17 protein-coding genes are annotated in these 24,368 nt (G+C 73.0%); 11 read left to right on the top strand and 6 right to left on the bottom strand.

Annotation, left to right across the window (positions count from 1 at the left end):
• Positions 1 to 232 precede the first annotated feature (232 nt).
• A complete protein-coding gene (locus tag ACZ4U1_RS36880; protein WP_467908531.1) occupies positions 233 to 766 on the top strand; it encodes a hypothetical protein in 534 nt (177 codons plus the stop codon).
• A gap of 133 nt (positions 767 to 899) precedes the next feature.
• On the opposite strand, the gene ACZ4U1_RS36875 is transcribed toward ACZ4U1_RS36880, so the two are convergent.
• On the bottom strand, positions 900 to 2,105 hold the full coding sequence (locus ACZ4U1_RS36875) for an NAD(P)/FAD-dependent oxidoreductase (protein WP_467908530.1): 1,206 nt from the start codon (positions 2,103 to 2,105) through the stop codon (positions 900 to 902).
• A gap of 115 nt (positions 2,106 to 2,220) precedes the next feature.
• Positions 2,221 to 2,544 carry a bifunctional 3-phenylpropionate/cinnamic acid dioxygenase ferredoxin subunit gene (locus tag ACZ4U1_RS36870; protein ID WP_467908529.1) on the bottom strand — a complete coding sequence of 108 codons (324 nt, stop codon included), beginning with the start codon at positions 2,542 to 2,544 and terminating at the stop codon, positions 2,221 to 2,223.
• Positions 2,545 to 2,845: 301 nt separating this feature from the next.
• On the opposite strand from ACZ4U1_RS36870, the gene ACZ4U1_RS36865 reads away from it, so the two are divergent.
• The 8 genes from ACZ4U1_RS36865 to ACZ4U1_RS36830 all read left to right on the top strand — a co-directional run bounded on the left by ACZ4U1_RS36865 (position 2,846) and on the right by ACZ4U1_RS36830 (position 14,056).
• Positions 2,846 to 3,685, top strand: coding sequence for an IclR family transcriptional regulator (locus ACZ4U1_RS36865; RefSeq protein ID WP_467908528.1), 840 nt, complete (start codon positions 2,846 to 2,848; stop codon positions 3,683 to 3,685).
• A gap of 261 nt (positions 3,686 to 3,946) precedes the next feature.
• Complete coding sequence (locus tag ACZ4U1_RS36860) at positions 3,947 to 5,032, top strand: S-(hydroxymethyl)mycothiol dehydrogenase (protein ID WP_467908527.1); 1,086 nt, start codon at positions 3,947 to 3,949, stop codon at positions 5,030 to 5,032.
• Positions 5,029 to 5,655 carry an MBL fold metallo-hydrolase gene (locus ACZ4U1_RS36855; protein WP_467908526.1) on the top strand — a complete coding sequence of 209 codons (627 nt, stop codon included), beginning with the start codon at positions 5,029 to 5,031 and terminating at the stop codon, positions 5,653 to 5,655. The genes ACZ4U1_RS36860 and ACZ4U1_RS36855 overlap by 4 nt, the downstream gene beginning before the upstream one ends.
• Before the next feature lie 70 nt (positions 5,656 to 5,725).
• Positions 5,726 to 8,188, top strand: a complete 2,463-nt coding sequence (locus ACZ4U1_RS36850) for a GcvT family protein (RefSeq protein ID WP_467908525.1) — start codon at positions 5,726 to 5,728, stop codon at positions 8,186 to 8,188.
• 70 nt (positions 8,189 to 8,258) lie between these two features.
• On the top strand, positions 8,259 to 9,404 hold the full coding sequence (locus ACZ4U1_RS36845) for an aromatic ring-hydroxylating oxygenase subunit alpha (RefSeq protein WP_467908524.1): 1,146 nt from the start codon (positions 8,259 to 8,261) through the stop codon (positions 9,402 to 9,404).
• Positions 9,397 to 10,863, top strand: a complete 1,467-nt coding sequence (locus tag ACZ4U1_RS36840) for an aldehyde dehydrogenase family protein (protein ID WP_467908523.1) — start codon at positions 9,397 to 9,399, stop codon at positions 10,861 to 10,863. The genes ACZ4U1_RS36845 and ACZ4U1_RS36840 overlap by 8 nt, the downstream gene beginning before the upstream one ends.
• 19 nt (positions 10,864 to 10,882) lie before the next feature.
• Entirely contained in the window at positions 10,883 to 12,454 is a 1,572-nt protein-coding gene (locus ACZ4U1_RS36835) for an APC family permease (RefSeq protein WP_467908522.1), read from the top strand.
• Between the two features lie 51 nt (positions 12,455 to 12,505).
• A complete protein-coding gene (locus tag ACZ4U1_RS36830) occupies positions 12,506 to 14,056 on the top strand; it encodes a GMC family oxidoreductase (protein WP_467908521.1) in 1,551 nt (516 codons plus the stop codon).
• Between the two features lie 24 nt (positions 14,057 to 14,080).
• On the opposite strand, the gene ACZ4U1_RS36825 is transcribed toward ACZ4U1_RS36830, so the two are convergent.
• From ACZ4U1_RS36825 to ACZ4U1_RS36810, 4 genes are all read right to left on the bottom strand, one after another.
• Positions 14,081 to 18,715 (bottom strand): coiled-coil domain-containing protein, encoded by a 4,635-nt coding sequence (locus ACZ4U1_RS36825; RefSeq protein ID WP_467908520.1) that lies wholly within the window; start codon positions 18,713 to 18,715, stop codon positions 14,081 to 14,083.
• Positions 18,716 to 18,787: 72 nt separating this feature from the next.
• The gene (locus ACZ4U1_RS36820; RefSeq protein WP_467908519.1) at positions 18,788 to 19,666 is read right to left on the bottom strand and encodes a hypothetical protein; all 879 of its coding nucleotides are present in this window, start codon (positions 19,664 to 19,666) and stop codon (positions 18,788 to 18,790) included.
• A 31-nt stretch (positions 19,667 to 19,697) separates the two neighbouring features.
• On the bottom strand, positions 19,698 to 21,227 hold the full coding sequence (locus ACZ4U1_RS36815; RefSeq protein WP_467908518.1) for a hypothetical protein: 1,530 nt from the start codon (positions 21,225 to 21,227) through the stop codon (positions 19,698 to 19,700).
• A gap of 127 nt (positions 21,228 to 21,354) precedes the next feature.
• Positions 21,355 to 22,056: a GntR family transcriptional regulator gene (locus ACZ4U1_RS36810; RefSeq protein WP_467908517.1), complete on the bottom strand. Its 702-nt coding sequence runs from the start codon at positions 22,054 to 22,056 to the stop codon at positions 21,355 to 21,357.
• A gap of 126 nt (positions 22,057 to 22,182) precedes the next feature.
• On the opposite strand from ACZ4U1_RS36810, the gene ACZ4U1_RS36805 reads away from it, so the two are divergent.
• Positions 22,183 to 23,505: an MFS transporter gene (locus ACZ4U1_RS36805; protein WP_467908516.1), complete on the top strand. Its 1,323-nt coding sequence runs from the start codon at positions 22,183 to 22,185 to the stop codon at positions 23,503 to 23,505.
• Complete coding sequence (locus ACZ4U1_RS36800) at positions 23,502 to 24,341, top strand: putative hydro-lyase (RefSeq protein WP_467908515.1); 840 nt, start codon at positions 23,502 to 23,504, stop codon at positions 24,339 to 24,341. The genes ACZ4U1_RS36805 and ACZ4U1_RS36800 overlap by 4 nt, the downstream gene beginning before the upstream one ends.
• Positions 24,342 to 24,368: the final 27 nt, after the last annotated feature.

Below are 24,368 nucleotides of genomic sequence, written 5' to 3'. Positions count from 1 at the left end.
GGCCCGACGGCGGGCTCACGGACAGGCGGTTGGCCGGAATTTTTCGCCAGTTGGGAATCTTTGCGGGGTCTCGTTCGTCCTTCTCTGTGGGAAATGGGGGCGGAATGGGCCACAGGAGCCGTATCCCGCACCCCGGCGGCGTAAAACAGCGCAAGCCGGGCAGCCACTGGGGAGTCGGGGTCTTCGGACGCCGGGGGCGAGCGGTCTGCTGGCGGTGGGGAGTGACACGGTGATGGGCACGGCGGAGCAGCGCAGGGCGCCCGAGGAGAGCGTGGCGGAGCGCTCACAGGCGGGGCGGGGCCGGGGGGCACCGGATCGCGGCATTCCGGCGCCCGGGCGCGCCGAGGAGTCCGTCGACGGTGAACCCCGGGAGGATTACCGGCCGTTGTGGGTGGAGGAGCCGGCACGCCGGCACCCGATGCCCGATCCGGTGCGCAAGGCGGCGGTGCGGGCGGTCCTGGTCATAGCGGTGACGCTGGTTCAGGCGATGGTGGCGTTCCTGTGCACGCTGGCCGGGTCCTGGCTGGCGTTCCCCATGGTGATCAGCAGCGTGGTGAGCACCGTGGCGGCCACCTGGGCCGTGGTCGACGTGTGGGTGACCCGCCAGGTGTGGAACCAGCGGAACGGCGTGCTCTCCGAGCCGAGCAGCACGGCCCGGGCCCTCCGGCGGGAGCGGCGGGCCCGCCGGCGGCAGGAGCGGACGAGCCTGCGGGAGCAGGAGCGGATACGCCGCAGGGGCGGCGCCGGACAGCTGTCGCACTCCTGATCCCGGGGGCCGGGACCCGGACCACCGGAACCGGGTGCCGAGCAGCACAGGCTGCCGGCGGGACCCGACCGATGGAGCACGGGCGGTCATGCACGCACCGGCGCGTCACGGGGCCACCGGCACGACCGGCGCGTCACAGCGCCGCCGGCGCCACCGTCCGCCCCTCGCCCGGCTGTCCTTCCGTCCGCTGGAGTTCTCGCCGGGCCCGCATGAAGGCGCGGGGCCGGTCCACTCCGAGCACAGCGACGGTGCGGCCGTCCCGTTCATAGCGGGCGAGGAAGCCGGAGTCGCCGGGCAGCCCGTCGTCGGTGATCTCGCCCTCGGTGACGTGGACGGTGTCGCCCTCGCGGTACCGGCCCGCGAATTGGATCCAGGAGTCGTACTGGTCGGACCAGAAGTACGGCACCGTGCGGGCGGTGGCGAGGGTGTGGCCGGCCAGCAGGTTGGTCACCGCGACGCGGGGCTGCTCGGTGGCGGAGGTCCAGTGCTCGGCCCGGGTGCCTCCGACGCGGGCGACGTCGCCGGCTGCGACCACCTGGGGCAGGGCGGTCACACAGCCGTCGTCGCACAGCACGCCGTCGTGCAGAGTGAGGGGCGAGCCCGCCAGCCAGGCGGTGTTCGGGACGGCGCCGATGCCGACGATCACCACGTCGGCGGGCAGCGTGCGGCCGTCGGTGAGGCCGACCCCGGTGACGGTGGCGGTCCCCCGGAGCGCGGCCACGCCGGTGCCGGTGAGGAGTTCCACGCCGCCGCGACGGTGCAGCGCGGCGCACACCGCGGCCATCCGGGCGCCGAGTTGGGGCAGGAGCGGCAGCGGTGCGGCTTCGACCACCGTGACCGCGTGGCCGAGCCGGGCGCACGAGGAGGCGGTCTCGGCACCGATGAAGCCGCCGCCGATGACGACGACCCGGCGCGGTCCCCGGGTGAGGTCGGCGCGCAGGGCGCGGGCGTCGTCCAGGGTCCGCAGGGTGTGGACGCCGGCGAGGCCGTCGCCGGGCAGTCGGCGGGCGGCGGCGCCGGTGGCGATGACGACGCCGTCGGTGGTCACCGTGCGACCGTCTCCGAGGAGGACGGTGCGGCCACGGGTGTCGAGCCCGCGGGCGCGGACGCCGAGCAGCCATTCGGCGTCGAGTCCGGCGGTGTCGTCGGCGTCGGCGAGGGACAGCCGGCTCTCGTCGGCACGGCCGGTCAGGAAGTCCTTGGAGAGAGGAGGGCGGTCATAGGGGTGGTGGGGTTCCTCGCCGACGATCACCAGTCGGCCGTCGAAGCCCTGGGCGCGTAGCTCACGGGCGGCGTAGAGCCCGGCGAGGGAGGCGCCGACGATGGTCACGGTCCTCATACGGCACGGCTCCTGGCATCGGTGGTGTCGGTCGCGGGGCGGTGGAGGTGAGCCGGTGCGGCAGCGGGCGGACGGCTGGGGCCGGCAGGGGCTAGGTGACGGTGCCCGGGGGTGGTCATGCGGCCGTACCCTCCTCGGCGCCGAGGTGGACGTGCACGACACCGTCCTCCACCGTGACGCGATGGGTGCGCACGGGGCGCCGGGCCGGCAGGCAGGTCGGTTCGCCGGTACGCAGGTCGAAGGAGGCCGCGTGCAGCGGGCACTCGACCAGGCAGCCCTCCAGCCAGCCCTCGGAGAGGGCGGCGTCCTGGTGGGTGCAGGTGTCGTCGATGGCGTACAACTCGCCGTCCTCGGTGCGGAACACGGCGATCGGCGGCGTGGTCGCGACGCGGACGCACTCCCCCTCGGGGAGGTCTTCGAGGCGGCAGACGGAAATCACGGGCCCCCCTCTCGGTCCGGGACACTCGGTCCGGGACCTGCTCGATGCAGGCGTCAGGGATGCTGCCGGGAGCCCGGACCCACGTCGGTCCGGCCCGGTGAAGCGGCAAGGGAGTGGCGGACCGCCATCGGTCCGGGTGGTCCGGGACCCTTCCGGGATCCGGACGCTTCGGTAACATGATGTTTCGCATGGCGCACGATCTAGCGCTATGCGCAACAGAATCCGGGCGGGACGACCGTCGCGTCAAGGGCTTCCCGCAGATGCGGCCCGAACCGGGCCGACAGGTGGTGAGAGTTGAGCCATGACCCGCACGCACAAGCAGGCTGACCGCAGCGAGGAGACCACGGCGACCGCAGGGACCCCGGAGAGGCAGAACGGCCGCGGAGCGGCCGGCGCGGTGCAGTCGGTGGACCGCGCCGTGAGCGTGCTGGAGATCCTCGCCCGGCACGGCGAGGCGGGCGTCACCGAGATCGCCGAGGAGCTGGACGTCCACAAGTCCACGGCGTTCCGGCTGCTCGGCGTCCTGGAGAACCGCGGCCTGGTGGCCCAGGCCAAGGACCGCGGGAAGTACTACCTGGGGGCCGGCGTACTGCGCCTGGCGGGGGCGGCGGCAGTGCGTCTCGACATCTCCCAGGAGGGCGTCCCGGTCTGCCGGGAGGTCGCCGACGAGCTGGGCGAGACGGTCAACATCGCCGTGCTCGACGACGACGCGGCGGTCAACATCATGCAGGCCCGCGGCACCGCGTCCGTGACCGCGCAGAACTGGCTCGGCAGACGCACCCCGCTGCACGCCACCTCCAGCGGCAAGGTGCTCCTCGCGCACATGCCGCCGACCCTGCGCGAGGGCCTGCTGGCACGGCCGTTGCCGCGGTTCACGGACCGTACGATCACCGGCGCGGCGATGCTGCGCGCCGAGCTGGAGGCCGTGGTCGGGCAGGGCTACGGCGTCACGATGGAGGAGCTGGAGCTGGGACTCGCGGCCGTCGCGGCGCCGGTGCGCGCGCACGACGGCAAGGTGATCGCGGCGATCAGCGTGTCGGGGCCGGTGTACCGGCTCAACGCGGACCGGCTGCCGGAGGTGGCCAAGCGGACGGTCGCGGCGGGCGCCGAGCTGTCCCGGCGGATGGGGTACGGCTTCTGACCGGGGATCCCAGTCGGCCGGAACAGGCCGGTCCCCCCTTCCGGCACCGCCGCCTCGCAGGAAACCCCGCACGGCGCGAACCACGGCGCGGGGCCGGGGAGTTCCCGGTCCCGCGCCGTCGTGTGTCCGACACGTTTCGCCCCCCCGGGTTCCTTTGGCCGAGGGTTGACGCGCACCCCTTGACGGCCCGGTGACGCCGTTCTCAATATGTTCCCCATCGCGCAACCCATCGTGCAATGCGCAACAGCAGAGGAGCTTGTCGTGCCACACGAGGTCCGTGCCGTAGTCGCTGTGAAGAAGGGCGCACCCGTGGAGGTGCGGACGATCCTCGTCCCCGATCCGGGCCCCGGTGAGGTGCTCGTCGACGTGCAGGCCTGCGGGGTGTGCCACACGGATCTCCACTACCGGGAGGGCGCGATCACCGACGACTTCCCGTTCCTGCTGGGTCACGAGGCGGCCGGCACGGTGGAGTCGGTCGGTCCGGGGGTCACCGATCTGCAGCCCGGCGACTACGTCGTACTGGCCTGGCGGGCGCCGTGCGGCAGCTGCCGTTCCTGCCGGCGTGGCCGGCCCTGGTACTGCTTCGACTCCCGTAACGCCGCACAGCCCATGACACTGCTGGACGGCACCCCGCTCACCAACGCCCTCGGCATCGGTGCCTTCGCCGAGAAGACGCTGGTCGCGGCGGGCCAGGCGGTGAAGATCGACCCGGCCGCGCGGCCCGAGGCGGCCGGTCTCATCGGCTGCGGGGTGATGGCCGGTTACGGCGCGGCGGTCAACACCGGCAACGTCGGCCGCGGCGACTCGGTCGCCGTCATCGGCTGCGGCGGCGTCGGCAACGCGGCCATCGCGGGCGCCTGCCTGAACGGCGCCATGAAGGTGATCGCCGTCGACATCGACGACAAGAAGCTGGACCAGGCGGAGAAGTTCGGCGCCACGCACACCGTCAACTCCCGGGGCACCGACCCGGTCGAGGCGGTCCGGGAGCTGACCGACGGCCACGGCGTGGACATCGCGATCGACGCGGTCGGCCGCCCCGAGACGTTCCTCCAGGCCTTCTACATGCGCGACCACGCCGGTCTGCTGGTCCAGGTCGGCGTCCCCGCACCCGGGATGAAGGTCGAGCTCCCGCTGATCGACGTCTTCTCGCGCGGCGGCGCCATCAAGTCCTCCTGGTACGGCGACTGCCTGCCCAGCCGGGACTTCCCGTTCCTCATCGACCAGTACCTCTACGGCCTGCTCGACCTCAACGCGTTCGTGTCCGAGACGATCGCCCTGGACCAGGTGGAGGAGGCGTTCGGCAAGATGCACCGCGGTGAGGTGCTGCGCTCGGTGGTGGTCCTGTGAGCGTGCGCGGGGCCGTACGCGTCGAACGGGTGGTCACCTCCGGCACGTTCAGCCTGGACGGTGAGACGTTCGACGTCGACAACAACGTCTGGCTGGTCGGCGACGACGAGGAGGTGCTGGTGGTCGACGCCGCGCACGACGCCGGGGCGATCCACCGTGCCACCGCCGGCCGCCGGGTCACCGCCGTCGTCTGCACCCACGCCCACGACGACCACATCGACGCGGCGCCCGCGCTCTCCGTCCTGACCGGCGCGCCCGTACTCCTGCACCCCGACGACACCGAGTTGTGGTCGCTCACCCACCCCGGCCGCAAGCCGGACGGCGAACTGACCGACGGCCGGATCCTGACGGTGGCCGGCATCGAGCTGCACGTGATCCACACGCCCGGTCACACCTGGGGCAGCTGCTCGCTCCACGCGCCCTTCCTGAACGCCGTCTTCACCGGCGACACCCTCTTCCGCGGCGGCCCCGGCGCCACCGGCCGCTCCTACTCCGACCGCCCGGCCATCGAGGCCTCCCTCCGCGCCCGGCTGCTGACCCTGCCGGGTCTCACCGTCGTCCACACCGGCCACGGCCCGGACACGACGATCGCCGCCGAGCGGCCGAACGTCCCCGCCGCCTGAGCACCCCGCGGCCTCCCCCGCCCGACGCGACTCCCCCGCACCCGCCATCCCCGCCACCACGAGGAGGGGCATGTCCAGCACACCCGAAGAACCGTCCCAGGGACCCCGTGTCGTCGTCATCGGCGCCGGCATCGTCGGCTGCTCCCTCGCCGACGAGCTGACCACCCGCGGCTGGACGGACGTCACCGTCCTCGAACAGGGCCCCCTGCCCGCCCCGGGCGGATCCACCTCGCACGCCCCCGGCCTCGTCTTCCAGACCAGCCCGTCCAAGACCCTCGCCGAGTTCGCCCGGTACACCGTCGAGAAGTTCCGTGGCCTCGAGGTCGACGGTGTCTCCTGCTTCCACCAGGTCGGCGGCCTCGAACTGGCCACCACCCCCGAACGCCTGGCGGAGCTGCACCGCCGGGCCGGCTACGCCGCCTCCTGGGGCATCCGCGGTGAGGTCGTGAGCACGGCCCGGTGCAAGGAACTGTGGCCCCTGCTGGACGAGTCGGTGGTCCTCGGCGGCTTCCACACCCCGGACGACGGCCTGGCCCGGGCCCTCCTCGCGGCCCGCGCCCAGATGGACCGCGCCACGGCGCGCGGCGCCCGCTTCCTCGACCGGCACACGGTCACCGGCATCGAGCGGCAGGGCGGCCGGGTCACCGCGGTCGTCACCGACCGGGGTGTCTTCCCGGCCGACCGCGTCGTCTCGGCGGCCGGTTTCTGGGGCCCGGTGATCGGCCGCATGGCGGGCATCGACGTACCGCTGCAGCCCCTCGCGCACCAGTACGCGAAGACCGGGCCGCTGCCGGAGCTGAGCGGTGCCACGGCCGAGGCCACGCGGCCCATCCTCCGCTTCCAGGACCGTGACCTGTACTTCCGTGAGCACGCCGACCGCATCGGGATCGGCTCGTACGCGCACCGGCCGATGCCGGTGGACCCGTTCGCGGTCCCGGCGTACGACGCGGCACGCGCCCGGAACATGGAGATGCCGTCCTCGTACCCCTTCACCGCCGAGGACTGGGCGCCGAGCTGGGAGGACTGCCGGCGGCTGCTGCCCGCGCTGCGCGCGTCCGAGATCGAGACCGGGTTCAACGGGGTGTTCTCCTTCACGCCGGACGGTATGCCGGTGCTCGGGGAGTCGCGGCGGCTGCGGGGCTTCTGGCTGGCCGAGGCGGTCTGGGTGACCCATTCCGCGGGTGTCGCCAGGGCGGTGGCCGAGTGGATGGTGAACGGGCGGCCGTCCGCCGATGTGCACGAGTGCGACGTCACGCGCTTCGAGGAAGCGCAGCGTTCACCGTCGTATGTCCGTGAACGCGGTTCACAGCAGTTCGTGGAGGTGTACGACGTTCTCCACCCGCTCCAGCCGATGGAGCAGCCCCGCCCCCTCCGCGTCAGCCCCTTCTACGCCCGTCAGCAGCAGCTCGGCGCCTTCTTCCTGGAGGGCACCGGCTGGGAGCGCCCGCACTGGTACGAGGCGAACGCCCCGCTCGTGGACGCCCTCGGCGACCTCCCCGAACGCGACGCCTGGTCGGCCCGCTACTGGTCCCCCGTCGCCGCCGCCGAGGCCAGGGCCACCCGCGAGAAGGTCGCCCTGTACGACATGACCCCGCTGCGCCGCCTGGAGGTCACCGGCCCCGGCGCCCTCGCCTTCCTCGACCGCATGACCAGCAACAACCTCCGCAAGAAGCCCGGCGCGGTCACCTACACCCTGCTCCTGGACGAGACCGGAGGCATCCGCTCCGATCTCACTGTCGCCCGCCTCACCCCCGACCGCTTCCAGGTCGGCGCCAACTCCCCCGCCGACCTCGACTGGCTCCTCCGCCACGCACCCGACGGCGTCCAGATCCGGGACATCACCTCCGGCACCTGCTGCATCGGTGTCTGGGGCCCCCTCGCCCGCGCCCTCGTCCAGCCCCTGACCAGCGACGACTTCTCCCACGAGGGCTTCGGCTACTTCCGGGCCAAGCAGACGTACCTCGGACATGTGCCGGTGACGGCGATGCGTCTGAGCTACGTCGGCGAACTGGGCTGGGAGCTGTACACCACGGCCGACCTCGGCCTCAGGCTCTGGGACACACTGTGGGAGGCCGGGCAGGAGCTGGGCGTGGTCGCCGCGGGCCGCTCCGCCTTCAACTCCCTGCGGCTGGAGAAGGGGTACCGGGCCTGGGGCACCGACATGACCGACGAGCACACCCCCTTCGAGGCGGGCCTCGGCTTCGCCGTCCGCATGGACAAGGAGGACTTCGTCGGCAAGGCGGCGCTCCAGCGGGCCGGGGAGCCCGCGCGCCGGCTCACCCCGCTGCTCCTGGACGACCCCGCCGCCGTGGTCCTCGGCAAGGAACCCGTGTTCGTCGACGGTTCGCCGGCCGGCTATGTGACCAGCGCGTCGTACGGCTACACGCTGGGCCGCTGTGTCGCCTACGCCTGGCTGCCGGCCGGGCTCGCCACCGGTACCGGCGTGCACATCGAGTACTTCGGCGAGAAGGTTCCGGCGACCGTGGCCGACGAGCCGCTGTTCGACCGGGAGATGACCCGCATCCGCCGCTAGGAGGCGCCGTGTCACCGTCTTTGGACCCCGCCCGCCTCTCCGCCGCCACGCCCGCCTGAGGAGTCCGCCCGTGACGACGACCCCCATCTCCCGGAGCCCGATCTCCCCGAGCCTCATCGCGACCCTGCCGGGCCACTACTACACCGACCCGGAGGTGTTCCGGCAGGAACAGGAAAGGATCTTCGAGTCCCTGTGGTTCTGCGCGGTGCGCAGCGCCGATCTGGACAAGCCGGGTGCGTTCCGCACGGTCCAGGTGGGCCGCGAGAACGTCATCATCACCCGGAACCGCGCCGGCGAGCTGCGCGCCTTCCTCAACGTGTGCCGGCACCGGGGAGCGCGGCTGTGCACCGAGCAGTCCGGCGAGGTGCGGCGCACCCTCCAGTGCCCGTACCACGCATGGACGTACGACCTTGACGGCACATTGATCGCAGCGCCCAACTTGATCAAGATGCCCGATGTCGACCGGGTCGAGTACGGGTTGATCAAGGTGGCTCTGCGCGAGTGGCTCGGCTACGCCTGGGTGTGCCTCGCCGACGAACCGCCCTCCTTCGAGGACACGGTGATGCACGCGGCCGTGGAACGGCTCGGCGACGCCGCCGCCATCGAGCACTACGGCACCGAGCGGCTGGCGCTCGGCAGGCGCGTCACCTACGACGTGCGGGCCAACTGGAAGCTGATCGTCGAGAACTTCATGGAGTGCTACCACTGCGCGACGATCCACCCCGAACTCACCGAGGTGCTCCCGGAGTTCGCCGACGGCTACGCGGCCCAGTACTACGTCGGCCACGGCGCGGAGTTCGGCGCGGAGATCAAGGGCTTCACGGTGGACGGCAGCGCGGGCTTCGGCAGGCTCCCCGAGGTGACCGCCGACCAGGACCGCCGCTACTACGCCATCACGGTCAAGCCGACCGTGTTCGTCAACCTCGTCCCCGACCACGTGATCCTGCACCGCATGTTCCCGCTGGCCGAGGACCGCACGGCGGTGGAGTGCGACTGGCTGTACGCGCCGGAGGTGGTGGCCTCGGGCGCGGACGTGTCGAAGTCCGTGGAGCTGTTCCACCGCGTCAACGTCCAGGACTTCGAGGCGTGCGAGCGCACCCAGCCGGCGATGTCCTCGCGCGCGTACCGCAGGGGCGGGGTGCTGGTGCCGAACGAGCACCACATCGGCCTCTTCCACGACTGGCTGCTGGACCGTCTGGGGGACGACCGTGCCTGACCTGTTCATCGACGGTGAGTGGCGGGGCGCGCTGGACGGACGCACCCGGGAGATCCGCTGTCCCGCCGACGGCTCCCTGGTCGGGGTCGTGGACGAGGCCGGCGGAAAGGACACCGTGGAGGCCGTCGCGGCGGCCCGCCGCGCCTTCGACACCGGCCCCTGGCCGGGTACGCCGGCCGCCGAGCGCGGTGACCTGCTGCTGCGGGTCGCCGGCCTCCTCGCCCGGGACAAGGACGCCCTGGCCCGCGCCGAGTCCCTGGACACGGGCAAGCGGCTGGTGGAGAGCGCGTACGACATCGACGATGTCGTCGACTGCTTCCGCTACTTCGGGCGGCTGGCCGCGAGCGAGACCGGCCGGGTGATCGACACCGGGCGGGCGGACGTGGACAGCCGGGTGGTGTACGAGCCGGTCGGCGTCTGCGCCCTGATCACACCCTGGAACTACCCGCTGCTGCAGACCGCGTGGAAGGTCGCCCCCGCGCTCGCGGCCGGCAACACCTTCGTCCTCAAACCCAGCGAACTGACCCCGCACACCGCGATCCACCTGGTCCGGCTGCTGGCGGAGGCGGGTCTCCCGCCGGGCGTGGCCAACCTGGTGCTGGGCGCCGGACCGGAGGCGGGCGCCCCGCTCGCCGACCACCCGGACGTCGACCTGGTCTCCTTCACCGGCGGCCTGCAGACCGGCCGCCGGCTGATGGCGGCGGCGGCCGGCACGGTGAAGAAGGTCGCGCTCGAACTGGGCGGCAAGAACCCCAACATCGTCTTCGCGGACGCCGGCTTCGAGGCGGCCGTCGACATGGCGCTGACCGCCGTCTTCCTGCACTCCGGGCAGGTCTGCTCGGCCGGGGCCCGGCTGCTGGTCGAGGACGCGCTGCACGACCGGTTCGTGGCCGAGGTCGTCCGGCGGGCCCGGCGGATCCGGCTCGGCGGGCCGTTCGACGAGCGGGCGCGGACCGGGCCGCTGATCTCGGCCGCGCACCGGGCCAAGGTCGAGGCGTACGTCGCGCGGGGGCTGGCGGAGGGCGCGGTGCTGCGCTGCGGCGGCGCCCGGCCCTCCGGCCCCGGCTACGACGAGGGCTTCTACTATCTGCCGACCGTCCTGGACGAGTGCGCGAGCGGCATGTCCGTCGTCCGGGAGGAGTCCTTCGGCCCGGTGCTGACCGTCGAGCGGTTCACCACCGAGGAGGAGGCCGTCCGGCTCGCCAACGACACGGTCTACGGCCTCGCGGGCGCCGTGTGGACCGGCGACGAGGCCAGGGCCGCGCGGGTCGCCGCACGGCTGCGGCTCGGCACGGTCTGGATCAACGACTACCACCCGTACGTGCCACAGGCCGAGTGGGGTGGTTACAAGCAGTCCGGTTCCGGGCGCGAACTCGGACCGGCGGGACTCGCCGAGTACCGCGAGACCAAGCACGTCTGGCGCAACACCGCGCCGGCACCGCAGGGCTGGTTCGACTGACAGCCAGAGGAGTCCGCTCATGACGACCACCGAGCAATCGCCAGGCCCCCACCACCACGACGACGCCGAACTCGCCGAGTTCGGCTACCGGCCCGAACTCAAGCGCACCCTGGGCAACTTCCACACCTTCGCCGCCGGGATCAGCTACATCTCGATCCTGACCGGCACCTTCCAGCTCTTCTACTTCGGCTACGGCAGCGGCGGTCCGGCCTACTGGTGGTCGTGGCCGATGGTGTTCGCCGGCCAGTTCACGGTGGCCCTGTGCTTCGCCGAACTGGCCGCCCGCTACCCGGTGGCCGGCTCGGTCTACAACTGGTCGAAGAAGATCGGCAATCCGCATGTCGGCTGGCTCGCCGGGTGGCTGATGCTGATCGCGTCCATCGTGTCCGTCTCGGCGGTCGCGCTGGCCTATCAGCTGACGCTGCCGCAGATCTCGTCGGCGTTCCAGCTCGTGGGAGACGGCACGGGCACGTACGACGTGGCGACCAACGCGGTCGTCCTCGCCGCCGTGTTGATCCTCTTCACCACGTTGATCAATGCGTTCGGCGTCAAGCTGATGGCCACGATCAACACGGCGGGCGTCTTCATCGAGTTGATCGCGACCGTTGTATTGATCATCCTCTTCGCCGTCCACATCACCCGGGGCCCTCAAGTCGTCGTGCAGACGAACCACACGGGATCGGGATACTCAACGGGTTACCTCGGCGCCTTCCTGGTGGCCTCGCTGGCGTCCGCGTACGTCATGTACGGCTTCGACACCGCCTCCTCCCTCGGCGAGGAGTGCCTGGACCCGTCCCGGAACGCCCCGCGCGCGATCATCCGCGCGATCGTCGCCTCGTTCGTCCTGGGCGGCCTGGTGCTGCTGCTGGCGCTCATGAGCGTGTCCAGCCTCAAGGGCGACAAGCTGTCCACCGACGGCCTGCAGTACGTCGTGCTCGACGTGCTCGGTCCGACGGCCGGCAAGGCCATGCTGTGGTGCGTGCTGATCGCGGTCACGGTGTGCGCCCTCGCCGTGCACACGGCGGCGATCCGGCTGGCGTTCGCGATGGCCCGGGACAACAACCTGCCGGCGTCCTCGCTGCTGGCCCGGGTCAGCCCCCGTTTCCAGACCCCGGTCCTGCCGGCCGTGATCATCGGCGTGCTGGCGCTGGCGATCCTCGTGGTCAACATCCGCCAGCCGCAGATCATCACGGTCGTCACCAGCATCGGCATCGTCATGATCTACCTCGCCTACCTGGGCGTCACCGTGCCGATGCTGGTGGCCCGGCTGCGCGGAAAGTGGCAGCCGGCGGGCGAGGGCAGGTTCTCGCTGGGCCGCTGGGGACTGCTCGTCAACCTCGTCGCGGTGGTGTGGGGCGTGGCCATGACGGTCAACCTGATCTGGCCGCGCGCCTCGGTCTACAACGCGTCCGCGCCGTACCACTGGTACCTGCGCTGGGGCGCGGTCCTCTTCGTCGCGGTCATCGCGGGCGGGGGCTTCGCCTACTACTGGTTCGTCCAGCGGCACCGCACCGGGGTGCTCGCCGAGCACCGTCTGGACGCCGCGACCACCGCCCCGACCGCTCCCCTCGCCGCCCCGACGGCCGAGTGATTCCCCTGATCACGACTGATCCCGACTGATCCGGACTGGCCAGGAGGTCACATGAGCTTCGATGAGTTCGACTACGTCGTGGTCGGCGGCGGCACCGCGGGCAACGTGGTGGCCGCGCGGCTCTCCGAGGACCCCTCGGTGACGGTGTGCGTGCTGGAGGCGGGCCCCAGCGACGTCGGTGACGACGACGTCCTGAAACTGGAGCGCTGGATGGGGCTGCTGGAGTCCGGTTACGACTGGGACTACCCGGTCGAGCCGCAGACCAGCGGCAACAGCTTCATGCGGCACGCGCGCGCGAAGGTGCTGGGCGGCTGTTCGTCGCACAACTCCTGTATCGCCTTCTGGGCGCCCGCGGAGGACCTGGACGACTGGGCGGCCCGGGGCTGTACGGGCTGGAGCGCGGCCGACCTGTTCCCGCTCTACCGGCGGCTGGAGAACAACGACGCGCCCGGCGACCACCACGGCCGCACCGGCCCGGTGAAGCTGCGCACGCTGAAGGGCGGGGACCCGTGCGGCGCCGCCCTGCTGGAGGCGTGTGCGCAGGCCGGCATACCGACGGTCCCGTTCAACACCGGGAAGACGGTGGTGCGCGGGGCCAACTGGTTCCAGATCAACTCCGACGAGAACAACATCCGCCAGTCCTCGTCCGTGGCCTATCTCCACCCGGTCCTGGGCAAGCGCCCGAACCTCGCCGTCCGGACCGGGGTGCGGGCCAAGAAGCTGGTGCTGGAGGGGCGGCGGTGCGTGGGGGCGCAGTACCTGGACCCCGACCTGGTGCACACGCGCACGGTACGGGCCCGCCGCGAGGTGATCGTCTCGTGCGGCTCGATCGACTCACCGAAGCTGCTCATGCTGTCCGGCATCGGCCCGGCCGGGCACCTGCGCGAGGTCGGCGTCGAGGTGCTGGTGGACTCCCCCGGCGTCGGCGAGAACCTCCAGGACCACCCCGAGGGCGTGATCATGTGGGAGGCGAAGCAGCCGATGACCACCACGTCCAGCCAGTGGTGGGAGGCGGGCGTCTTCTACGACACCGAGCCCGGCCTGGACCGGCCCGACCTGATGTTCCACTACGGCTCGGTGCCGTTCGACATGAACACCGTGCGCTGGGGCTACCCGACCTCGGAGAACGCGTTCTGCCTGACCCCCAATGTGACCAAGGCGAAGTCGCGCGGCACGGTACGGCTGCGGACGCGGGACCACCGGGACAAGCCGAAGGTGGATCCGCGGTACTTCACGCACGAGCACGACGTGCGGGTGATGACGTACGGGCTGAGGCTGGCCCGCCGGATCGCCGCCCAGCCGGCGCTGAGCGGCTGGGCGGGCGCCGAGCTGGCGCCGGGGCCGGACGTGCGGACGGACGACGAGCTGCTGGACTACATCCACAAGACGCACAACACCGTCTACCACCCGTCCTGCACGGTGAAGATGGGCGCCGACGACGATCCCTCGGCCCCGCTCGACGCGCGGCTGCGGGTCAAGGGGGTCGAGGGGCTGCGGGTCGCCGACGGTTCGGTGATGCCGGACCTGATCGCGGTCAACCCGTGCATCACGACGATGATGATCGGCGAGAAATGCGCCGACTTGATCAAGGAGGACGCCTGATCAATGGGTCGGTCAACCCATTGATCAAGCCGGCTTCTTGTACATCCGCGTCGCCGTGATCTCGCTGTGCACCGTCTCTCCGGCCTGGGGCGGCTGGGGAAGACCAGGCCGGAGGTGCTCCTCCACGCTGATGTACTTCAGGCCCGCCCTGAGGTCGGCGTCGTTGCGCAGGCGGATGACCAGCGGGAACTCGGCGAGCGCGGTCGTGTCGAACAGGCCGGTGGTGTACAGCAGCTGGACGCCCAGCGCGTCGGAGACGGCCCGCTGGAGCTCCAGCAGGTAGGTCGCGTTGGCACGGCCGATCGGGTTGTCCAGGAACAGCGTGCCGGCGTGCCGGTGCTTGTCCCGCCCCCGGTCGTTGGAGCGCAGCGCGGCCATCGTGCAGTACAGGGCGATGGCCGCGGTGAGCAGCTGACCGCCCGAGAACACGTCGCCCATCTGGCCGACGGGGACGCGCTCGGCGCGCAGGACGGCGTCGGGTTTGAGGATCTCGACGGCCACGCCCTTCGGCTGCAGGGCCGCCGCGACGCCCCGCAGCAGCAGCGACATGCCGTCGCGGCGCAGGTCGGAGTTCTTCTTGACGGCCGCGCGCGTGGCGTCGTCGATGACCTCGCCCAGGCGTTCGGTGAGCGTGGCCTGGTCGGGCTCCTCGAAGCGGATGCGCAGGAACTCCTGCCCGGACCACTCGCCGAGCCCCTCGGGCAGCCGGGAGAGCCGCTGGGCGGACCGCAGGGTCGCCAGGGCCGACTCCACGAGGCCGCGCAGCCGGTCCACGATCGAGTCCCGGTTGCGCTCCAGCTGGGCCAGTTCGTCCGTCAGGACGCGCAGCCGGGGCGCGAACGCGTCCGCCCACTTCTGGGCGTGCTCGGGCAGCGCGGAGGCGGGGAGTTCGCGGATCTGCTGCCGGGCCGGGGTGCGGACCTGCTCGTAGCGCGTGGAGTTGGCGTGCCGGACGAGGACGTCGCTCGCCTCGCGCACGGCCGCCTCGGCGGCGGACAGGTCGGCGGCGCATCCCCGCAGCGAGCGGCGGGCCTCGGCGGCGGAGTGCCGGGCCTCCTCCAGAGTGCCCGGGTAGGGCTCCGGCTCCTCCTGCTCCTCCTCGGCGGTGTGTTCGCGCAGCAGGTCGCGGAGCATCGCGGCGATCTCGTCGAAGCCGCCGGCCGCGTCCTCGGCTGCGCGGTGGGCGTCCAGCAGCTCCGCGTGCGCCTCGCGGGCCTCGGCCAGCGCCTCGGTGCGGGCGGCGAGTTCGGCCGTGGCGGTGCGCAGCAGCGACTGGGCGTGCTCGGCGTCGCGCGGGACGAGTTCCTCGGGCAGCTCGGTGTGCGCCTCGCCGTCCTCGGGCGCGTGCCGCTCGGCCTCGCCGCGCAGCCGGCCGAGCTGCTCGCTCGCGGTCGACATACGGGTCTCCAGGAGCTGCACCAGCTCCTCCGCGCGCGCGGCGGCGGCCTGCCGGGAGGGCCCGTCGGAGCCGTCGGGAGACTGCAGCAGCTGCTCGGCTCGGGTGCGGACCTTGTTGCTGAGCCGGTCGAGTTCGGCACGGGCGGCGCTCTCGTCGCTCTCCGCGCGGGCCTGCTCGGCGCGCAGGTCGGCGCCGACGCCGACCTTCTCGTACACCTGGGAGGCGGCCCGGTAGGCCTCGCGGAGGGCGGGCAGGGACGCCTTCGGGGCGTCCGCGTCCTCGACGGGTACGTCGTCGGGGGCGCCGGCGATCTCGGAGCGCTCGGCGCGCAGGGCGCGCGCGGTGCGGCGGGCGTCGTCGGCGGCGCGCTGGGCGGCACGGCGGTCCTCGTCGGCGGCGCGGGCGCGCTCCAGGCAGGCCTGGGCGCGGGCCTCGGACTCGGCGGCCTCGTCGGCGAGTTCGCGCAGCTTCACCTGCCAGCCGGCGCGCTCGCGGAGCCGGAAGGCGAGTCCGGCGAGGGCGTCGGCGGCGCGCCGGGCCTTCTGCGCGGCCTCCTGCCGTTCGTCGCGGAGCTGGACGGCTTCGGCGGCGGTCTCCTCGGCCTCCGCGCGCGCGGTGCGCGCCTCGGCGAGTTCGGCCTCGGCCTCCTCGGCGAAGGCGCGGGCCTCCTCGGCGGTCCGGGCCAGCTCGGTGAGGCGCCCGGCGGGGCAGCCGGTGCGCCAGGAGGCGAGCCGTGCGGCCAGTTCGCGGTCCTTGCCGAGGCGGGCGGCGAGGGCGCGGATCTCCTCGTCGCGCTCGGTGGCCCGGGCGCGCAGGGCCTGGCGTTCCTCGTCGGCGGCGTGCTCGTCGTGCATGGCCGGGTTCGGCGGCACGAGGAAGACGTCGCCCGGGGCGGCGTCGCCGGCGGGGGCCGGGGCGAGCAGGGCGGCCGCGGTGCCGACGGCGACGGCGGAACGGGGCAGCAGGGCGGCGTCGCCGAGCGCCTCGCGGGCACGCGCGTGCGTGTCGGGGTCGGTGATGATCACACCGTCGACCAGTTCGGGGCGGGCGGCGAGCACGCGCGCGTGGTCGGCGGGGTCGACGGCCTGCGCGAGGTAGCGCCAGCCGGGCAGCGCCGGGATGCCGTGCTCGCCGAGGAACTCGACGGTGGCCAGCACGTCCGGGCCGGGCGGCAGCAGTCCGCCGTCACCGAGGGCGCCGAGGATGCGGGCGTCGTCGGCGGCGGCCGTACGCAGGTCGAACAGGTGCCGTTCGGCGGTCGCCACGGCGTCGTCGAGGAGTGCGCGCAACTCGTCGGCGAAGCGGTCGAGTTCCTCGGGGCTGAGCGTTCCCTCGCCGACGGCACGGGGGGCCGGGACGGCGTCGTCCGCTCCGCTGCGGGGGCCGGGCACGGCCGCGCGGGCCGCCGTCGGCGCGCCCGGCAGGCTCAGCAGCTCCGCGAGCCGCTCCTCGGCGGCCAGCGACTCGGCGAGCCGGCGCTCGGCCTCGTAGGCCCGCTCGGCGGCGGTCGCCGCGTCCGCCGCGCGGGCCGCGGTCAGCTCCGCGCGGGACTCGGCGGAGGCGGTCTCGCGCGCCTGCTCGGTGGCCTTGCGGGCGGCCTCGCGGGCCGCGTCCCAGGCGGCCACGGCGGTCTTCTCGGCGTCGCTGGCGGCGAGCGCGGCCCGCGCCGGGTCGGCGTCCGGGGCGCTGTCGTCCAGCCAGCCCGCGCGGACGGCCTCGGCGGTCTCCTGCTCGACCTCGGCGAGCCGCTGGCGCAGGTGCCCGGCCTCGCTGCGGGCGCGCTGCGCCTCGGTGGCGGCGGTGGTGGAGTCGCGGTAGGCGGAGTCGCTGACCTCCTGGAGGGCGGCGGACCGCTCCTCCTCCTCGTTGGCGAGGGTTTCGGCGCTCTCGGCGGCGGCGTGCAGGGCCCGTACGAGGTCCACGGCGGCCTTGGCACGGGCGGCGAGGGCGGGGGCCGCGTCCCGTTCGGCCTCCTGGATGGCGGCGGACACGCGCGCGACGCGGTCGGCGGCGGCCCGGTGGCGCAGCACGGCCTCGGCGGCCTGCCAGGCGGAGTGCAGGGTGCGAGCGTCGGCCAGCTCGCGCTTCTGCGCGGCGGCGGACTTCTCGGCGGCGGCCAGCGCCAGCGAGGCGTGCCGGTAGGCGAGTTCGGCGGCGATGAGGGCGCTGCGCTCGCGGGCGCCCTCGGAGTGGGTGACGGCGTACGCGGCGGCCGTCACCCGCTGGGCGAGGTCGGCGGCCCGGATCCGCTCCTGCACGGCCCGCGCGGACAGCCGCCGGGCCAGCGTGCGGGTGCGGCGCTCGGCGCCCGCGTGGACGTCACGCGCGCGTGCACGTGCCTCGGCGGCCTCCACGATCCGGCCGAGCAGGTCGACGGAGCCGGCGGTGAAGTCCCGTTCGGCGATCAGTTCGGCGCGCCGGCCGAGCTTGTTGCCGAAGCCGCTGACGAGGTCGGCGAGGCCGTCGGTGTCGCGGGTGTCGGTGACCGCGCGCAGCAGCAGGTCGGTGAAGTCGGAGTCCTTCTTGACCGCGAAGAGGCCGGCCGCCTCGCCCTCGTCGGCGTTCATCTCGCGCTGGTAGCGGAAGAGTTCGGGGTCGAGACCGAGGTCGCCGAGGTGCTCGATCCAGCGGTCGTGGATCTCCTCCCAGTGCACCTCCAGGTGCGGGTAGGCCTTGCCGGCCTCCATGAGGGCGTCGCGGAAGCCCTTCATGGTGCGGCGGCGGCCGTGCGCGCCGGAGGTGCCCTCGGCGGGCGGCCGTACGGCGGTGGCCTCGGCGACGGGCAGGCTGTCCAGGCTGAGGCCGGGGCCGGGCCGGAAGGAGTACCAGGCCTCGGCGAACTTGCGCGGGTCGTTGGAGACCTGCCGGCCGCGCCACTCGCTGACCTTGCCGACGACCACGCACTCGCCGGTCTGCACGTGCTGCCACTCCAGGGCCACATGGCCGCAGTCGTCGGCGAGCAGGAACTTGCGCAGCACGCCGGAGCTGGCGCCGCCGAGGGTGTTGCGGTGGCCCGGCAGCATCACCGAGAAGATCAGCTTGAGCAGGACGGACTTGCCGCCGCCGTTCTCCAGGAACAGCACGCCCGCGGGCGCGGGCCGGCGCGGCGGGCCGGACGGCTCCTCCTCGAAGAACTCCGCCTGCGTGGGCGCCGGGTCGGGCACGGGCTCGCCGACACCCCGCAGGTCCAGCACGGTGTCGGCGTAGCGCGCACCGGCCGGACCGATGGAGTAGAGGCGGACCCGGGACAGCTCGTACATGGCGGACTCTCGTAAGTCTGATGAAAGGTGCGGTGGTTCGGGGGTTCCTGGAGCTGCGGGAGCTTCAGGACGTCAGGAGTGGAACGGGAGCCCGGCGTCGGCCACCAGGTCCAGGTCGTCGGTGTCCTCGGCGGGCAGCAGCGTGGCCGTGCCGTCGGTGATCGGGACGACGCCCAGCTCCAGCAGTTCGGCCAGGGCGGCGCTGCCGGCCATGTCGCGGACCTGGAGCTGGTAGCGGGCGGTGGTGCGGTAGGTGCCGCCGTTGTCGTCGCCGGTGCGCTGCAGGAAGCCCGAGTCGGTGAGGAAGGCCAGGGCCTTCGCCACGATGCCGGTGGTGGAGGCGGCCGGCCGGCGGGCGTCCTTGGTGGCGCCGGTGGCGCTGCGTCTGGCCCAGATCCGCCAGGCGGCCTCCAGGCCGGGCGCGCCGGTCGCCGGGTCGGTGTTCTCGCCCTGCTCCTCGGCGCGCTCCTCCAGGCGGCGGCAGGCCTGCCGGACGAAGGCGTCGACGCCATTGACGGTGACCCGGCCGATGTAGGAGTCGTCGGACAGGTCCTCGGGGCGCGGGAACGCCAGCGCGGCGACCGCGAGATGGGCGAGTCCGTGCAGGAAGCGGTCGCCGGAGTCGGCGGCGGTGCGACGCGCGTAGTCACCCATGCGGACGGCGAAGACGGAGTCCTCGGCGGCGGTCACGGCCATGCCCGCGCGCGGGGACACCTCCAGCACGACGAGGCCCAGACCGGCGGCGACGGCGTCCGCGAGCCGGGCGAACGCCGGGTCCTCGCGGTAGCGGCGCAGCAGGTCGGTGTACTCCTGGTCGCGTGCGGGCGCCAGCTTGGGCTGGAGTCCGAAGGCGACGAGCCGCGCCGCGTCGGCGGCGTCGGCGGGGGTGACGGCGGAGCCCGCCGGCGCGGCGGCAGGCTCGGGTTCACTCCGGTCGACGTGCTCGGTCACGGGTTCGGCTCCTTGTCGTGCTCTTGTCCACTCATGCTGCTTCCGTCCGGTCCGCGGCCATTCCGGCCGCGTCGAGCAGGGCGGTTCCCACGATCAGGTCCGCCCCGCCGAACTCGGGATCGTCCAGTTCGGTCCCGTCGTCCACGGCGAACAGCAGCTTCTCCTCGCCCTGCCGGTAGGCGGTGCCGACGGCCGGGCTGGCCGCGTGGACCGCCAGCAGCGCCACCAGGTACGCCAGGTCCGGGTCACCGGTCCGGCGGGCCTCGGCGAGCAGTCCGGAGAGTCTGCGCGGCGCGTCGGCCGGCAGGTCGAGCAGCTCCGTCGCGGCGGCCAGCTGCTCCTCGCTGAACCGGCTGTCGTCCGGCGTCGCGATCAGGTCGGGTTCGGGCATCTCCGCGCCCAGGTGCTCCCGTTCGACGGGCGGGGTCAGCAGTATGTCGACGAGGTCCCCGACTCGGACGGACACCGGTGTGCGCAGGCCGGTGCCGCGCGCGAAGAACGCGTCCGTGACCCGGATCGCCTGCTCCAGGGGCAGCGGCAGGACGGGGGCGACGAGATGGCCGTAGAGGTCTATCCCGGACGTGGCCGCCGGTGCGGCGAAGGCCTGCCGGTCCTGTTCCGCGCGGAACAGCGGGCCGGCCTCCAGCAGGCGCGACTGGAGCTGGGTGTGGCGGCGGATGCAGTCCTTGACGATGTCGACCAGTTCGGCGGCGCGGCGCTTGTGCTCGGGCTCCTCGGTCTCGTCGCGGGCCTTGCGGATGTTGGTGAGGATGGCGTTCTCGTGGCGGTAGCGCTCGGCCACGTGGTCCAGGGCCTCGGCGATCATGTCGGGCACGGAGTGGAGCCAGTCGACCGCGCGGACGTTGCGCCGGGTGGCGTCCAGGGCACGGCGGAGCGTCTCGGAGTACTGCACCGTGCGGTAGCGGGCCTGCTCGGCGGCGAGCTGGGCGTCGGCGAGCCGGCCGCGGTTGATCAGCACCTCCAGCTTGACCTCGGCGGCGATCTGGGCGCTGGTGACGTCGGTGTCGAGGGCGCCGACCAGGACGTTGACCGCCTCGTCCGTGGTCCGCAGGTAGACCGTGCCGCCGGGGCCCGGGACCTCCTCGATCAGCTTGAAGTCGTAGTCACGGCGGACGTAGGTGCCGTCCGGCGCGAAGGTGCCGTAGACCGCGCGGAAGCCGCGGTCCACGCTGCCGACGTTGATCAGGTTCTCCAGGACCCAGCGGGCCACGCGCTCGTGCTCGGCGGCGGGCCGGTGCGGGGCCTGGGCGGCGATGCGCGGGATCAGCCGGGCCACGATCTGCTCGTGGTCGGCGCCGGTGTCGAAGTCCATGTTCAGCGTGACCAGGTCGATGGCGGCCAGCGCCACCTCGGCCATCCCGTACACCGAGTACTCGCCGGCCAGGTTGGCCTTGCGCGCGTCCAGGTCGTGCAGTGGCGCGGTGCAGGCGAGCGCGCGCAGCCGGCGCGCCAGCCCCTCGTCGGCGGCCGGGCCCGGAGCCGGGCGCGGCCCCGCGCTGAGCTGGGGCGGAACACGGTCCGTCGATGCAGGCGAAGTCACGGTGCACAGACTAGGTCCTGGGTCTGACATCGTCCCAAACGACAGCTCCGCCGGTTCGGCCGGCATGGCTGCGGGTCGTCGTCCGGGCACGGACCGTCCGGGGCGGGCCGCTCAGTTCCCCGCGCCCCTACGGGGCGCTTTCCTCGCCCACCCTGCGCCGGTAGACCTCCACCACGCGCTCCAGCGAGTCCGCGAGATAGGTCTCCAGCATCCGTTCCGCGCCGCGCCGGTCCCCGGCCTGCAGCGCCTGCAGGATCTGGGCGTTGCGGGCGAGGTACGGCTCGTGCAGGCGGCGCGGGTCGTCCACGACGTGGAAGGCGAGGCGCAGCTCGGCGAAGACGCTGCGCATCAGCTCGTCGGTGCGTTCGCTGCCGGCGAGGGAGACGAGTTCCCGGTGGAAGTGGATGTTGGCCGTACCCAGCCCTTTCCAGTCGTTCTCCGCGGCCGCCGTCCGCCCCTCCTCGACCGCCGCGATGAGCCCGCCAAGCCGGTACGGGGGGCCGCCCAGCCCGCGGACGACGGCGCACTCGACGAGGGCACGCGTGCGGTAGATGTCCTCCACGTCCTCGACGGTCAGGACCCGCACGAACACGCCTCGGTTGAGTTCGTGGATCAGCAGGCGCTCATGCGTGAGCAGCCGGAACGCCTCGCGCAGGGTGTTGCGGGAGACGCCGAGCGCCCCGCCGATGCTGTCCTCCGACAGTCGGGTGCCGGGCGGGAAGTAGCCCTCGGCGATGCGGCTCCTGAGGATGTCCGAAACCCGTTCCGCGGTGCTGGTACGGCCCAGGAGGACCCGGTCGCCGGCCAGTCCCGTCAGCTGCTCTGCCATGCCCGGAATTCAATCGCAGACACCAGGACGAGACAACGCGGGTATTGAAGGATCGTTGAACGATCCTCTACGGTGCTCCGCACGGCTCACTTCCCAGCACCCTCCGTCCCTCTCTGCGAGGTGCCCATGAGCACGACTCCACCGCCCCGGTCCGCCCCCTCCGCCGGCGTACGCCCGGCAGCGGCCGAACACACCGCCGAGGACGGCGCGTTCGGCTGGCTGCACGCCCTCGGCCCGCGCGGCCGGCGCGCCTTCGCCGGTGCTTTCGGCGGATACGCCCTGGACTCCTACGACTACTTCACCCTGCCGCTGAGCATGGTGGCGCTCGCGGCGTACTTCGGTCTCGACAGCGGCCAGACCGGCCTGTTCACCACGGTCACGCTGGTGGTCTCGGCGGTCGGCGGCGCCGCGGCGGGCGTGATCGCGGACCGCGTGGGCCGGGTCCGGGCCCTGATGATCACGGTGCTCACGTACGCCGTCTTCACCGTCGCCTGCGGCTTCGCGCCCACCTACGAGACGCTGCTGGTCTTCCGCGCCCTGCAGGGCCTGGGCTTCGGCGGCGAGTGGGCGGTCGGCGCGATCCTGGTCGCCGAGTACGCGAGCGCGCGCCACCGCGGCCGTACGCTCGGCGCGGTCCAGAGCTCCTGGGCGGTCGGCTGGGGACTGGCGGCGATCGTCTACACGCTGGTCTTCTCCTTCGCCGGCGACGACCTGGCCTGGCGGGTGATGTTCTGGACCGGCGCGCTGCCGGCGCTGCTCGTGGTGTGGCTGCGACGGAAGGTGCACGACGCTCCCACGGCGACGGCGGCCCGCGAACAGGACCCGGGGCGTGGCTCTTTCGGGGCGATCTTCCGGCCGGGCCGGGACGGCGCCCCGGGCCTGCTGCGCACCACGGTCTTCGCGGGCCTGCTGTCCACCGGCGTGCAGGGCGGCTACTACACGCTGGCGACCTGGGTGCCGACGTACCTGAAGTCCGAGCGGGGCCTGTCGGTCGTCGGCACCGGCGGCTATCTGACCTTCCTGATCTCCGGCGCCTTCCTCGGCTATCTGACCGGCGGCCACCTGACCGACCGGCTCGGCCGGCGCAACAACATCTGGCTGTTCGCTCTGCTGTCGGCGCTGTGCATCCTGGCGTACGCGAACATCCCGTCCGGCGCCAACACCCTGCTGCTGGTGCTCGGTTTCCCGCTCGGCTTCTGCATGTCGGCCATCTTCAGCGGCTTCGGCTCCTATCTGAGCGAGCTGTACCCGACGGCGGTCCGCGGCACCGGCCAGGGCTTCACGTACAACACGGGCCGCGCGGTGGGCGCGGTGTTCCCGACCCTCGTGGGCTTCCTCGCGGACAGCTGGGGCGTCGGCGGCGCGCTGGTCTTCGGCGCGATCGGCTACGGCCTCGCGGCACTGGCGCTGCTCGGGCTGCCGGAGACGCGCGGGAAGGAGCTGGCATGACGCGGGTGAACCGTACCGGGGACCGTCCCGTCACCACGGTCGACGCGCACGCGCACGCGTGGAGCCCGAAAGCCGCGCGGGCCCGCTTCCGCGAGGGCCTGGCCGGACCCACCGCCGGAGTGGCGGCGGGGCACACGCAGGCCAACCTGATCGCCGTGCCCGCCGACTGGGCCTACGACATGCTGCTGTTCTGCCAGCGCAACCCCAGGCCCTGTCCCGTGCTCGACGTCACGGACGCGGGGTCCCCGACGACCGTCCTGGCCGAGGGCGCCGATCTGCGGACCGACCTGCCGCGCTACCGGGTGTGGCAGGACGGCGAGCTGGTGGACGAGCCCACGGACGCGCGCGCGTACTGGCGCGACGACCTGGTGTCGTTCCTGCTCGGGTGCAGTTTCACCTTCGAGTGGGCGCTGGCCCGCGCGGGCGTGCCGATCCGGCACGTCGAGGAGGGCCGGAACGTGCCGATGTACGTGACCGGCCGGGAGTGCCGGGCGGCGGGCCGGCTGCGCGGGCCGATGGTGGTGTCCATGCGGCCGGTGCCGCCGGAACACCTGCGGGCGGCGATCCGGGAGAGCAGCCTGCTGCCGGCCGTGCACGGCGGTCCGGTGCACTGCGGGGATCCCGCGGCTCTCGGCATCGAGGACCTCGGCCGGCCCGACTTCGGCGATCCGGTGACCGTCGCCGACGGCGAGATCCCGGTGTTCTGGGCCTGCGGGGTGACCCCCCAGGCGGCCGTGACGGCCTCCCGGCCGCCGTTCGCGATCACGCACGCGCCGGGCCAGATGTTCCTGACCGACGCCCGCGACGAGCAGTACCGGCTGGTCGGCATCGACTGAGGCCGGCCGTACCGGAACCCGCGTACA

This window comes from Streptomyces sp. NPDC028928 (assembly GCF_055564915.1).
Note: the sequence above shows the minus strand (reverse complement) of the source record. Positions and strands in the feature narration are given on the sequence as shown.